The organism is Heyndrickxia camelliae, from assembly GCF_002844575.1.
Classification (GTDB): Bacteria; Bacillota; Bacilli; order Bacillales; family Bacillaceae_C; genus Margalitia; species Margalitia camelliae.
Map to the genome: position 1 here is coordinate 411,354 of NZ_PIQO01000001.1, position 13,463 is coordinate 424,816.

Sequence of the window (13,463 nt, forward strand, 5' to 3'; positions counted from 1 at the left end):
CTTGTTTAGAGGTGCCTTTTCTATTTTTAAACAGCGATAGTATAAAGATTTTTTTAGAAATAAAGGACTTTTATACGAGAATAGCGAATATTATGGGAGTATTCTATTATCAAGGGGTGTTCATACATATGAAATTCGAAGATTATAAATATGAGAGACCTAACATGGCTGAAGTAGAAGCCGCTTTTCAATCAGAAATTGAAAAGTTTGAAAATGCAGCAAGTGCTGCAGAACAAAGTGAAGCGATGAATCGCATTAATCAAATTCGCAACAACCTTGGTACAATGTTCAACCTTTGCTCTATTCGTCACACAGTAGATACAAATGACGAATTTTACAAGGCAGAAAATGATTATATGGATGAAATAGCTCCTATAGTAGAGGGGTTTATTTCGAAGTATTATCAAGCACTGGTTTCCTCGAAATTCCGTTCTGAATTGGAAGAAAAATGGGGAACTCAGCTGTTTGCATTGGCAGAAGCGCAGTTAAAAACATTTTCACCAGAAATCATTCCATTATTGCAAAGGGAAAATAAGCTTTCTTCGGAATATACGAAACTTGTAGCATCTGCAAAGATCATGTTTGAAGGAGAAGAAAGGACGCTTGCACAATTACAGCCATTTACGGAATCAAAGGACCGTGAAATGCGTAAAAAGGCCAATGATGCAAGATTTGGATTCTTTGCAGAGCATGAGGAAGAATTTGATTCTATTTATGATCAATTAGTGAAAGTTAGAGATGAAATCGCAAGAACTTTAGGATATAAAAATTTCGTCGAGCTTGGCTATTATCGTATGGCTCGTACTGATTATAATGCAGAAATGGTCGCTAAATTTCGCGATCAGGTGAAAGATTATATTGTACCACTTACGACAAAACTTAGAAAACGTCAGCAGGAACGAATTGGGGTTGACTCTTTAAAATTTTATGATGAAGGTTTTGAATTTACCTCGGGAAATGCTACACCAAAAGGTTCACCAGAATGGATTATTGAGAACGGCAAGAAAATGTATGCCGAACTATCCCCGGAAACGAATGAATTCTTTACGTTTATGAATGAAAAGAATTTGATGGATTTAGTAGCGAAAAAGGGTAAAGCAGGCGGCGGCTATTGTACGTACATTGAAAATTATCAATCGCCATTCATTTTCTCAAACTTTAATGGTACATCTGGAGACATCGATGTATTAACACATGAGGCTGGACATGCATTCCAAGTATACTCCAGTCGTCACTTCGAGATTCCTGAATACAATTGGCCGACATATGAAGCATGTGAAATTCACTCTATGAGTATGGAGTTCTTTACTTGGCCGTGGATGGAGTTATTCTTTAAGGAGGATACAGAGAAGTATAAATTTTCTCACTTGGGCAGTGCACTTCAATTCTTGCCTTATGGTGTTGCGGTAGATGAATTCCAGCATTTTGTTTATGAAAATCCAAGTGCTACACCTGCTGAAAGAAAACAAGCATGGAAAAATATCGAAGAAAAATATTTACCGCATCGTGATTATGATGACAACGATTACTTAAATCGCGGTGGATTCTGGCAAAGACAAGGTCATATCTATAATTCACCTTTCTACTATATTGATTATACTTTGGCACAAATTTGTGCATTCCAATTCTGGAAGAAATCACAAGAGAACCATGAGGAAGCATGGAAAGATTATCTGCATTTATGTAAACAAGGGGGAAGCAAATCTTTCACAGGTCTTGTTGCAGAGGCAAATCTTATTTCACCATTTGAAGATGGCTGTGTTGAATCAGTAGTGGACTCGATTCAAAACTGGCTTGAACAAGTGGATGACAAGAAACTTTAATATGTAAATAGAAGTTAAATAAGTAATAAAAAAGGAGAAAAGCGGATTTGCTTTTCTCCTTTTTATTATTTTGCAATAACACTAATTTTATCTTCGTTCATTACAGCCTTTAATGATTTTTGAGAAGGGTGTTCAAGAATATAATCAGTAATGCCATCTTCCAGTTGTTCTTGAATTACTCTGCGCAATGGTCTAGCACCGAAAGCGGGATGATAGCCCATTTCTGCAAGTTTTTCTTTTACCTCCTGTGTAATTTCGAGAGTTAATTGTTGTTCTTTTAATGTTTCTTGAAGATCATTAAGCATAATATCAACTATCTTTAATAGGTGACCATTTTCTAATGGTTTAAATTCGATAATACTATCGAATCTGTTCAGGAATTCGGGTTTAAAGAAGCTTCCAAGGGAATCAAGAATACTTGCTTCTTTAATCGCTTCATTATTTCCAAATCCAACGTGGATAGGTTTCACTCCGATACCTGCATTACTTGTCATAATAATGACAGTATCTTTAAAGCTTACCGTTCTACCTTGGCTGTCTGTTAAGCGACCATCTTCTAAGATTTGTAAGAACATATGCTGTACATCAGGATGTGCCTTTTCAATCTCATCTAATAAAATGATGCTATATGGGTTATGACGTACTTTTTCTGTTAATTGACCAGCTTCTTCATGGCCGACATAGCCAGGAGGTGACCCAATTAATTTAGAGACACTGTGTTTTTCCATGTACTCACTCATGTCGAGCCGGATCATTGCATCCTTTGTGCCAAATAATTCTTCGGCAAGTGTCTTTGTTAATTCTGTTTTACCAACACCAGTTGGACCAACAAATAAGAAAGAACCAATTGGACGATTTTTTGATTTTAGTCCGGCGCGGCTCCTGCGAATGGCTTTTGCAACTTTGCGAACAGCTTCTTCTTGTCCAATAACTTTGCCAGCTAAATGGTCTTCAAGATATTTCATTTTTTCTTGTTCGTTAGCTTGAAGCTTACCAACAGGGATACCTGTTTTCTTCTCAATAATCTCTTGGATGTGAGCTGCTTCAACAATTGGTTTTTCACTTTCAGCATCTGAATTTAGTTGTTTTTCTAAATTTGCCTCTTCATCACGTAATTTTGCTGCGTCTTCATATTTCTCATTTTCAAGTGCAGTTTGTTTTGCATGATGAATTTCTTTTAATCGTGCGTGAATTTCATCTTTATTTAACACATTAACGGATAAGTTTAATTTCGAACCTGCCTCATCGATTAGATCAATCGCTTTGTCGGGTAAGTGACGGTCTTGAATATAGCGATGTGATAATTTTACAGCTGCCTCAATCGCTTCATCCGTATAAGCAACCCCATGGTATTGTTCGTATTTTGCTTTTAAGCCATTTAGAATTCGAACGGTTTCATCTAAAGAAGGCTCATTAACTTGCACTGGTTGAAATCTTCTTTCCAAAGCTGCATCTTTTTCAATTTGTCGGTATTCTTTTAAGGTAGTGGCTCCAATTACTTGTAATTCACCACGGGCTAGAGCTGGTTTTAGAATATTTCCAGCATCCATTGATCCTTCAGCAGATCCTGCACCGACAAGTAAATGAATCTCATCGATAAATAATAGAATATTTTTTCTAGTTTGAAGCTCTGCAATGAGCTGTTTCATTCGTTGTTCAAATTGTCCCCGTATCCCAGTATTAGCTACTAAAGATGCAACGTCCAATAAATATACTTCTTTATTTTTTAATTTTGCAGGTACATCATTTTCAGCTATTTTTAAGGCAAGACCTTCAGCAATGGCTGTTTTACCAACACCAGGCTCACCTATTAAGACAGGGTTATTTTTATTCCGACGATTTAAAATTTCGATAACACGTTTAATTTCTTCATCGCGGCCAATAACTGGGTCAATCAGGCCTGCCTTTGCCATATTGGTTAAATTACGGCCAAATTGGTCTAAGAAACCGCCGCCACCGTTTTTGTTTTCTGTCTTTACAGCAGAATTCATTTGATTTTCTGGGCCGGCAAAACCTTTTAAGAGATCGTCTATAGAACCGAATCCATTAAATCCTCCAAATCCATTCATATTAGGTACACCTCCAAAGGAATTACCAATCTTTGCTTTTTCTTGTTGAAAACATGTTGAACATAAATACATATCTTGCTGTTTTCCATTAATGTTTACATGTAATTGTATATTAGATTCATTTTGATGACATTTTTGACATAGCATATAAATCATTCCTCCTCCTTAAAGAAAGAATTGTAGTTTTCTTGCTTTTTGATATTGACTAACTTTGACTAAATGGTTAAAAAAGAAAGGCTTTTAATATTAAAACCTTTTTATCATTATAGTACTTTTAGACAAGGAAATGTTTGACCAAATTTGACCTTGTGAACTCAGTATACATCAGCTCAATAATTTTGTAAACTGTTTTTGACTATTTTTGACCAAATTTTTTTCAGCGGATTTTATTATTATCTATACGATTTTCATTAATTACTTGTCTATTTTTGGTTGCTTGTACATATCTATTAATAGTGTCGTTCATTGAAAGGAGATGCAATGTGACTAAGTGGGTAGGTGCTTTTCAAGTTGCAGCTGTTTATGTTGGAACAGTGATCGGAGCAGGGTTTGCAACAGGCAAAGAAATTGTTGAGTTTTTTACTAAGTATGGATTTGTTGGTTTTTTAGCAATATTAGCAGCAGGATATTTATTTATCCTTCTTGGTTCAAAATTAATGATAAAATCTATTGAATTAAAAGCAAATTCATACGAAGAATTAAATGAATATTTGTTTGGACCAATATTAGCAAAAATTATGAACTTCTTTATGATGATTATGCTGTTAGGCGTTTGTGCTGTCATGCTATCTGGTGCTGGTGCTGTTTTTCAGCAAGAATTAGCTATTGATAAATGGGTGGGGGTTTATTTTACGATTGCTTTAACTATTATAGTAATGGCTGTGGGGACTAAAGGGATATTTGCAGTTAATACATTCGTTGTCCCTATTATGTTGTTATTTAATTTTATCGTTATGACAAAATCAATTACCCACCTGGAATTCGCTGAAAATTTTATTAATATTCCAGAGGAACTCCATTTATGGAAAGCGATAGTTTCTCCTTTTTCCTATGCAGCATTTAATTTATCGTTAGCACAAGCTGTCCTTGTTCCAATTGCTACGGAAGTGAATGATAAAAAAATAGTAAAGGCAGGAGGAATTATTGGCGGGATTCTTTTAACCATTATCTTGGTATCTAGTCATTTCACCCTTATAACGTTACCAAATGTGCAGCATTATGAGATTCCAATGGCTGCCGTAGTAAAAAGCTCTTTTATTGGTATTTACTTTATTTACGTTTTAATCATTTTCGGTGAAATTTTCACTTCATTGATTGGAAATATCTATGGATTGGAAAAACAATTTAGTAAATATATTTCCATTCATCGCGGATGGATATTTACATGTGTTTTAATTATTATCTATAGTTTGAGCTATTTTCATTACGGTACTTTGTTATCCTATTTGTATCCAATGTTTGGTTATTTTAGCTTATTATTTGTCTTTCTTCTTTGGTTTAAGCCATCTAAAACGCTTCATAAATAAAAAGAACCTAAGAAATGAACGGTCATTTCCTAGGTTCTTTTTATGATTAATTTCGGGATGCTGCGATAATTTTATAATTTTTATGATTTACAACTGTTTTTTCTTCTAAATCTAGGTCACGATAATTTTCCATGTACGTTAAATCAACTATAACAGAATTTTCATTTACCTTTTCAACAATCCCTTGTAATCCATCCCGGAATTCAATAAGATTTCCCACATCGGCTTTTTTCAATGCCATCTCCCCTAACTCAAAAAGGTAATTTTATAATTTTCAATTATCTTAGTTAACAGTTTGCACCATTTTTTAGAAAAATTCAAGATATTTTATTGCAAAAGTATTTCTCTTTATTTATTCAAAAATTCAATAAATTGACAATATTTGTTTTAATTGTTATATTTTTAGTAAAGATTGATTGCAAACAAAGGGGGAAGCTATGTGAATGAATACATAGGAAAGCTAAAAAGTGAGATATCGAAAGTTATTATTGGAAGAGATAGTGAAGTTGATTTAATGATCATTGCTTTATTACAAGGAGGACATATATTGCTGGAAAGTGTTCCAGGAACGGGAAAAACTTTATTGGCAAAAGCATTTGCCAACTGTTTAAATGTTGAATTTAAACGCATTCAGTTCACTCCTGACGTGTTACCAACCGATGTTACTGGAATTCACTATTTTAATCCAAAATCTCAGGAGTTTGAACTAAAATCTGGTCCAGTTATGACCAATATTTTACTTGCAGATGAGATAAACCGCGCTACGCCGAGAACTCAATCAAGCTTACTGGAGGCTATGGAGGAAAGGCAGGTAACGATAGATGGAGAAACATTATCCATTTCAGAGCCTTTTATGGTAATAGCTACACAAAATCCTGTGGAATCACAGCAAGGAACTTTTCCATTGCCAGCTGCTCAGCTTGACCGATTTTTTATGAAGCTGTCCATTGGCTTTCCTTCTTTTGAAGAAGAAAGAGAGATTTTAAGAAAACATTTGGTGGAAAATGGTTTAAGTAAACTTGAATCTGTATTGCACCCTGAACAACTGAAGGAAATGCAAAATGAGGTGAAACATATCCAAGTTCATGATGATATTGAGAAATATATCATTTTAATTGCAAAGGCAACAAGAGAACATCAAGCCATTGAGTTTGGGATGAGCCCAAGAGCAAGCCTCGCCTTGCTCAGAGCAAGCCAAGGCCATGCTTTCGTTCACGGCAGGAATTTTGTCGTTCCGGATGATGTTAAAGCCGTAGCACCCAATATCATCAAACATAGGATCCATCTCACAATAGAGGCATCATTAACAAAGACCGTGGATGATATACTAGCCGATGTACTTAACTCTGTTTCAGCCCCGGTTGAAATGGAGTATACGAAATGATTTGGAAAAAAGAAATTATCCAAGAAAAAAATGTCTTAATCATTACTCAGTTAATGATCCTATTTTTGCTCTTATCGTTTTTTGTTGGTTCAACTCCCATCTTATTTTTGTTTATTCTCGGTTGCTTCATATTTTTTATGAGTTATCTATACTTAAATCTAGTCGGAAATAATTTACTATTACAAAATGAAACGACTACTGTTCGGTTAAATCTAAAAGATACGGATGAATGGAAATTTTCCCTCGTAAATAAAGGTATGCCAATTTTAAAAGGTAATCTGCGAATTTGTTTTACTAATAAGGTAGAACCAATTAATCATTCATTTATTGATGTACGTTCTATAGTGGAGGTCAATATCCCTTTTAAAGCATGGCGTGATGAACAAGTGGATATAATCATCCCAGTAAAAGCTATGAGGAGAGGAGTTTCTAGAATCCATCATATAGAAGTGAGAATACCACATTTATTTGGAACAGGATTAGTAATTCTAGAGCATAGAAAGATGTTAGGATCAAAAAAACTGGTACTTCCTGAGAGAAAACCTGTTAAAACATCCAAAAAAGAAGTTAATTTTTTACAGGGGAATCAATATACTCAAACATCTATATATTTTGATCCACTACAACCCATTGGGACAAGAGAGTATCAAAGCGGAGATCCATTTCCGTATATTCATTGGAAAGCCAGTGCAAGAACACAGCATTTGCAAACAAAAGTGTTTTCACCAATTGGAGCAAGAACTTGGTTATTGCTTTTAAATGTGGATGGAATGAAAACAGATATAGAAACTAGTATTAGTCATTGTGCATATCTCATTGATTATGCAGTGAGAGAAAATATTCCCTTTGCCTTAGCAATAAATGTTACGACTTTTGGACAATCTTTGTATTATTTTTTAAACGAAGGAGAGGGCAGAGGACAGCGGCAACAAGCCTTTGATTTATTAGCTCTTTTATCATTAGCTTCCTTTACCATTCCATATCATTTAATGATAAAGGATGTAATGCAAAGAGGAATTCCTTATCCATATGTTATTCATATAGGAAGTATAGAACCTTCTGCATATGAATCCCTAATGGGTTTTGGTAAAAAGGGGTCTTTGGTCTTTTCAGTGAAATCAATAGGAAATCAAGGGGCGATGGAACTATGGAAGTAAATTTAACGACAAAAATTCAAATGAACGTTCTGAAAATTTTTGAAATTAAAAGGCTATTTCTTAGTGACGCTATTATCTTTGCACTCGTTCAATATTCGATTCCACAAATAAAAGGGAATGGTTCAATTAGTTGGAGTATTTTAGGAATATTATTTATGGTATCCTTAACTACTTTGCTATTTTCACAGGGAATTGAAAAACGATTTTCGAAAGCTTTCTATTTGTGCTCCATTCCAATCATCATTATTGGCACGTGGTTAGGGGACATACCGACTTTTGAAATATTTCTATTATTTATCTTTTCACTTTGGAGACTTAAGGTTCTATTTACCGAAGATGGTGATGAGGATTCTGAAAATATACTGAGCAGTCGACTATTAGCAACCATTCTAATTTTTATTGTCTGGTATTTCATAGGATATATATCAGGGCAGAAATCACGTACTTTATTGATCATATTCCCAATCCTTCAAATATTTCTTTATTCATATGGGACATTTTTAAAAAGGTTTATTCAAAGTTCTTCTTTATCGAAAAAAACACTTGTTACTTTTAGCTGTCTTCTCATTATTATTCCCATTGTTCTCTCAGTAGCTGTTTCATTTATAGCAAGTTTCATTAAAGATGGACTCTCAATAGTTTTTGATAAAGTTTTTTGGTTTATTATTACTTTATTTAGTCCTCTAATAAATTTAATAAATCAATACTTTGAAAACGGATATGCTGAATATGATAATCGTTTAGTAAATTATTCAAAAAAACGATTCGAACTCAGAATGCCGGAAAGTAATGAAGGGAAGCTTTTTGAAAGTTTACAAACCGAACACTACAATTTTTATATCATGCTTGGGGTTATTATTATAGCTTTTATTGTTTTTACGTTTGTTTTGCACTTTAAAAAAAGAAAGGTCAAAAATGCGAAGGTAGGAAATAAAAGCACACAGAATACTATTCATAAGCTATTGGATAAACAAAATAAAACTATAATTTATCCAAGCTATTATTCCAAATCTACAGAGAAAATCCGAAAATATGTCCTTGAATTGGAACGTTTTGCTGTTAAGCAAAAATTGGATAGAAGTGGGGCGGAATCTGTTAGAGGTTGGTTAAATCGTCTAAATATTCAAGTTTCAGAAAAATGGTTAGCCATTTATGAAAATGTTCGATATGGTTCCATTCAAGTTACGGAAAATGAAGTAGAGCAATTTAAATTGGAAATGGAACTTATTAAAAATAAGATGAAGAAGTACGATAAAGAATAAAATTATGGAGTTATTAGTCATAACTTATAATGAACAGGAAATATTAACCTTGAGCAATTGGATTGTATTCTAACTTTTAGGGTGATATTCTTTTTATGAGTGCTCAAAAAATGATTTGATTAGTTTATGAAGAAACTGAGAGAATATTTTATGAATGCAGAATCTTGTTTTTTATGTCTTTCTATAGCTAAATGATTGACGAATGAAGCAAGGTAGATTATTTTTTATGAAGTAGAACTTTAATTTATTAATGTAAAGGAGAAATTAAAATGGTAGAAAAACAATTTAAAGTAGTAGATGCAACAGGAATTCATGCTCGTCCAGCAACACTATTAGTACAAACAGCTAGCAAATTTGATTCTGAAATTCAACTTGGATATAACGGTAAACAAGTAAATCTAAAATCAATTATGGGTGTAATGTCTTTAGGTATCGGGAAAGATGCACAAATTACAATCAGCGCAACTGGCAGCGATGAACAAGATGCATTAAATGCTCTTGAAGATTTATTGAAAAAAGAAGGTTTAGCAGAATAATGTCAACCATTTTAAAAGGGATTGCAGCATCAAACGGTATAGCGATTGCAAAGGCATACCGTTTGGTTGAGCCCGATCTGTCATTTTCTAAGAAAACAATTGAAGATACAGACGGAGAGATTGCCCGCTTTAGAGCAGCTATGGATGCTGCAAAATCAGAATTAGAAGTTATTCGTGAGCGTGCAGGATCTGAACTAGGTGCAGATAAAGCTGCCATATTTGATGCTCATCTATTAGTTTTAAACGATCCAGAACTTATAGCACCCATCGAAGATAATGTTAAGAACAACAAACTAAACGCTGAGAGTGCATTAAAAGAGACAACTGATATGTTCATTACCATGTTTGAACAAATGGATAATGAATACATGAGAGAACGCGCTGCAGATATTCGCGATGTAACTAAGCGTGTGCTTTCTCATTTATTAGGAGTGAAAATTCCTAATCCAAGTATGATTTCAGAAGAAGTAATAATTGTAGCAGAGGATTTAACGCCATCTGATACTGCCCAATTAAATCGTGACTTTGTAAAAGGCTTTACAACTAATATTGGTGGACGAACTTCCCATTCCGCTATAATGGCAAGATCCCTTGAAATTCCAGCGGTAGTTGGAACGAAGACAGCTACAGAGGATATTCAAAATGGAGATTTAATTATTGTTGATGGACTAAACGGGGAAGTACATATTAATCCAACTCCTGAAATTGTGGACCAATATAAAAAAGAACATGAACGTTACGAAACTCAAAAGGCAGAATGGGCTAAACTTGTGAATGAAAAGACTGTGTCAAAAGATGGTCAACATGTTGAGCTTGGTGGAAATATTGGTACTCCAAATGATTTAAAAGGCGTTCTTGCTAATGGCGGAGAGGCAATCGGTCTTTACCGTACAGAATTTTTATATATGGGAAGGGATCAGCTTCCTACCGAAGATGAACAATTTGAGTCATATAAGGCAGTACTAGAAGGAATGAATGGAAAACCAGTAGTGGTTCGTACCCTTGATATTGGTGGGGACAAAAAACTACCGTATTTAAATCTTCCAGAAGAAATGAATCCATTCCTAGGTTTCCGTGCAATAAGATTATGCCTTGAAGAGCAAGATATGTTCCGTACACAGCTCCGTGCCTTACTTCGTGCAAGTGTTTATGGGAATTTGAAAATTATGTTCCCGATGATTTCCACAATTAATGAGTTCCGTCAAGCAAAACAAATATTATTGGACGAGAAGGAGAAGTTAGTGAACAGTGGTACCAGCGTTTCCGATAATATTGAGCTTGGAATCATGGTGGAAATTCCTTCTACTGCGGTTATGGCTGATCAATTTGCTAAAGAAGTTGATTTCTTCAGTATTGGTACAAATGATTTGATTCAGTATACAATGGCAGCTGACCGTATGAATGAGCGTGTTTCTTATTTATACCAACCATATAACCCTGCAATATTAAGATTGGTAAAAATGGTAATAGACGCGTCTCATAAAGAAGGAAAATGGACAGGCATGTGTGGAGAAATGGCTGGGGATGAACTTGCTATTCCAATTTTACTTGGTCTTGGATTGGATGAATTCTCCATGAGCGCTTCATCTATTCTTAAAGCAAGAGCACAAATTAAAAATCTTTCCAAGGCAGAAATGGAAAAGCTTGCTGAGCAAGTTCTTCAACTGCAAACAACTGAAGAGGTTTTAGAGGTTGTAAAAAAAGCAACTCTTTAGTCATAAAATTGTAATATAAGTTTAGGTTTGAATAGGGAAAATTGGTGGAATAGATAAGTATCTCAAGTAATTGTGCATAGTTGAGTGGTATGACTGTTACAAGCTTGGGTTAACCATTTCTTTCCTATTTTTCCCCCTTTATTTTTCCGGATGATATCATCCGGATTTTTTTATTTTAGAGCTTTTATAATGAAACTTATCTGATAGTTCATTTATAATGAAATCGAGACAAACTATTTTTAAAGGAGGTTTTAATCATGGAATTGGGTTTAAAAGGGAAGACGGCTCTCGTGGTTGCTTCGAGTCAAGGCTTGGGGAAAGCAATTGCTGCTTCATTAGTGAATGAAGGGGTAAATGTTATGCTTGCAAGTCGTAATGAAGAACAGCTGCAAAGTGTTGAACATGAACTTTCTGCTCTCCGAAAGGGTAAAGTTAGACATATTCGTTGTGATATAACAAAGCCTGTGGAAATTCGCAATATGGTGGAGTATACAAAAAATGAATTTGGCCGTTTAGATATCTTGATCAATAATGCCGGAGGACCTCCTGCAGGGAATTTTGAGGAAATGACAGATGAGCATTGGCAAAACGCATTTGAATTAAATCTTTTATCTTACATAAGAATTATTCGTGAGGCATTGCCATTATTAAAAGTGAACGGTGGAAAAATTATTAATATTGCATCTTCCTCTATAAAGGAACCGATTCCAGGTTTAATTCTTTCTAATACTTTTAGAACGGGAATAGTTGGATTATCGAAAACACTCGCATCTGAATTAGCGCCTTTTAATATTTTGATAAACACAGTAGGACCGGGAAGAATTGCCACGGATCGAGTGAAGCATCTAGATGAGATAAATGCATCAAAGAACGGTATATCTCGAGATGAAGTGGAAAGATTTGAAAAGCAGTTGATTCCATTGCAAAGATATGGGCAACCGGAAGAATTTGCTAACGTTGTTACCTTTTTAGTTTCTGATGCAAATTCCTATATGACAGGGAGTAGTTTTCTTGTAGATGGAGGTAAGATTAAGGCCATTTAATAATAAATGCGGAGGGATTCCTTTGGAAAAAACAATTGGATTTATCGGAACCGGTGTAATGGGAAAAAGTATGGTTCAGCACCTGCTCAACAATAGCCACTCAGTTTACATATATAATCGATCAAAAGACAAAGCACTAGACTTAATAGAAAATGGAGCTGTTTGGTGTGAAAGCCCCAAGGATGTTGCACAACAGGCAGACATTATTTTCACGATTGTCGGTTATCCTTATGATGTAGAAGAGGTCTATTTCGGAAGCGATGGCTTGCTGCCACATGGGAAATTCAATAGTGTTTTTATTGATATGACAACATCTACTCCAACACTTGCGAAAAAGATTTACGAAGAAGGTAAAAAGAAAGGAATACAAGCATTGGATGCACCGGTTTCTGGAGGAGATATAGGAGCTAAGAACGGCACTTTGACAATAATGGTCGGTGGAGACGAGCAAACTTTCACCGATATTCTTCCAATCATATCTTGCTTTGGGCAAAACATCGTATATCAGGGAACAGCTGGCAGCGGTCAACACACAAAAATGTGTAACCAAATCGCCATTGCTACCAATATGATCGGTGTCTGTGAAGCGTTGGTTTATGCTAAAAAAGCAGGACTAGATCCGGAAACCGTATTAAAATCTATTAGTGCTGGTGCTGCAGGGAGCTGGTCTTTAAGTAATTATGTGCCAAGAATTCTTTCGGGCGACTATTCACCTGGATTTTTTATTAAGCATTTTATAAAGGATATGAAAATAGCGCTTGAGGAAGCGGAAAAAATGAACTTGCCACTGCCAGGTCTGGCGTTAGCGAAACAAATGTATGAAGAATTAGCAGAGCAAGGTGAAGAGAACAACGGAACACAGGCCTTAATAAAATATTGGGATCAGTTTGAATAAAATCTCCTTTCCTCCTAACAATAGAAATGAATGGCTGGAATAGGAGGAGATAT

Annotated in this window: 11 protein-coding genes; 9 read left to right on the forward strand and 2 right to left on the reverse strand. The window is 35.0% G+C overall.

Features of this window, described 5'->3' with window-relative positions:
- Nucleotides 1-128 precede the first annotated feature (128 nt).
- The gene (locus CWO92_RS02065; protein ID WP_101352509.1) at nt 129-1,823 is read left to right on the forward strand and encodes a M3 family oligoendopeptidase; all 1,695 of its coding nucleotides are present in this window, start codon (nt 129-131) and stop codon (nt 1,821-1,823) included.
- A 65-nt stretch (nt 1,824-1,888) separates the two neighbouring features.
- On the opposite strand, the gene CWO92_RS02070 is transcribed toward CWO92_RS02065, so the two are convergent.
- Nucleotides 1,889-4,039, reverse strand: coding sequence for an ATP-dependent Clp protease ATP-binding subunit (locus CWO92_RS02070; RefSeq protein ID WP_101352785.1), 2,151 nt, complete (start codon nt 4,037-4,039; stop codon nt 1,889-1,891).
- Nucleotides 4,040-4,374: 335 nt separating this feature from the next.
- Here CWO92_RS02070 and CWO92_RS02075 point away from each other — a divergent pair, with 335 nt between their 5' ends.
- Nucleotides 4,375-5,418: a YkvI family membrane protein gene (locus CWO92_RS02075; protein WP_101352510.1), complete on the forward strand. Its 1,044-nt coding sequence runs from the start codon at nt 4,375-4,377 to the stop codon at nt 5,416-5,418.
- A 46-nt stretch (nt 5,419-5,464) separates the two neighbouring features.
- Here CWO92_RS02075 and CWO92_RS02080 read toward each other — a convergent pair whose 3' ends face one another.
- Complete coding sequence (locus CWO92_RS02080) at nt 5,465-5,653, reverse strand: YkvS family protein (RefSeq protein WP_101352511.1); 189 nt, start codon at nt 5,651-5,653, stop codon at nt 5,465-5,467.
- A gap of 204 nt (nt 5,654-5,857) precedes the next feature.
- On the opposite strand from CWO92_RS02080, the gene CWO92_RS02085 reads away from it, so the two are divergent.
- From CWO92_RS02085 to CWO92_RS02115, 7 genes are all read left to right on the forward strand, one after another.
- Complete coding sequence (locus tag CWO92_RS02085; protein ID WP_233269752.1) at nt 5,858-6,802, forward strand: AAA family ATPase; 945 nt, start codon at nt 5,858-5,860, stop codon at nt 6,800-6,802.
- Nucleotides 6,799-7,959 carry a DUF58 domain-containing protein gene (locus tag CWO92_RS02090; RefSeq protein WP_101352512.1) on the forward strand — a complete coding sequence of 387 codons (1,161 nt, stop codon included), beginning with the start codon at nt 6,799-6,801 and terminating at the stop codon, nt 7,957-7,959. The genes CWO92_RS02085 and CWO92_RS02090 overlap by 4 nt, the downstream gene beginning before the upstream one ends.
- Nucleotides 7,950-9,221: a hypothetical protein gene (locus CWO92_RS02095; protein WP_101352513.1), complete on the forward strand. Its 1,272-nt coding sequence runs from the start codon at nt 7,950-7,952 to the stop codon at nt 9,219-9,221. Before CWO92_RS02090 ends, CWO92_RS02095 begins: the two co-directional genes overlap by 10 nt.
- Before the next feature lie 269 nt (nt 9,222-9,490).
- The gene (locus CWO92_RS02100; protein ID WP_101352514.1) at nt 9,491-9,757 is read left to right on the forward strand and encodes a phosphocarrier protein HPr; all 267 of its coding nucleotides are present in this window, start codon (nt 9,491-9,493) and stop codon (nt 9,755-9,757) included.
- Nucleotides 9,757-11,472 carry a phosphoenolpyruvate--protein phosphotransferase gene (gene ptsP / locus CWO92_RS02105; protein ID WP_101352515.1) on the forward strand — a complete coding sequence of 572 codons (1,716 nt, stop codon included), beginning with the start codon at nt 9,757-9,759 and terminating at the stop codon, nt 11,470-11,472. The genes CWO92_RS02100 and ptsP overlap by 1 nt, the downstream gene beginning before the upstream one ends.
- Before the next feature lie 257 nt (nt 11,473-11,729).
- Nucleotides 11,730-12,515 (forward strand): SDR family oxidoreductase, encoded by a 786-nt coding sequence (locus CWO92_RS02110; protein WP_101352516.1) that lies wholly within the window; start codon nt 11,730-11,732, stop codon nt 12,513-12,515.
- Nucleotides 12,490-13,410, forward strand: a complete 921-nt coding sequence (locus tag CWO92_RS02115) for an NAD(P)-dependent oxidoreductase (protein ID WP_101352517.1) — start codon at nt 12,490-12,492, stop codon at nt 13,408-13,410. Before CWO92_RS02110 ends, CWO92_RS02115 begins: the two co-directional genes overlap by 26 nt.
- Nucleotides 13,411-13,463: the final 53 nt, after the last annotated feature.

Bases quoted from the DNA above. Each gene is read 5' to 3' on its own strand.
- CWO92_RS02065 (WP_101352509.1), top strand. From the start codon at position 129: ATGAAATTCGAAGATTATAAATATGAGAGACCTAACATGGCTGAAGTA.
- CWO92_RS02070 (WP_101352785.1), bottom strand. From the start codon at position 4,039: ATGCTATGTCAAAAATGTCATCAAAATGAATCTAATATACAATTACAT.
- CWO92_RS02090 (WP_101352512.1), top strand. From the start codon at position 6,799: ATGATTTGGAAAAAAGAAATTATCCAAGAAAAAAATGTCTTAATCATT.
- CWO92_RS02095 (WP_101352513.1), top strand. From the start codon at position 7,950: ATGGAAGTAAATTTAACGACAAAAATTCAAATGAACGTTCTGAAAATT.
- CWO92_RS02100 (WP_101352514.1), top strand. From the start codon at position 9,491: ATGGTAGAAAAACAATTTAAAGTAGTAGATGCAACAGGAATTCATGCT.
- ptsP (WP_101352515.1), top strand. From the start codon at position 9,757: ATGTCAACCATTTTAAAAGGGATTGCAGCATCAAACGGTATAGCGATT.
- CWO92_RS02110 (WP_101352516.1), top strand. From the start codon at position 11,730: ATGGAATTGGGTTTAAAAGGGAAGACGGCTCTCGTGGTTGCTTCGAGT.
- CWO92_RS02115 (WP_101352517.1), top strand. From the start codon at position 12,490: ATGGAGGTAAGATTAAGGCCATTTAATAATAAATGCGGAGGGATTCCT.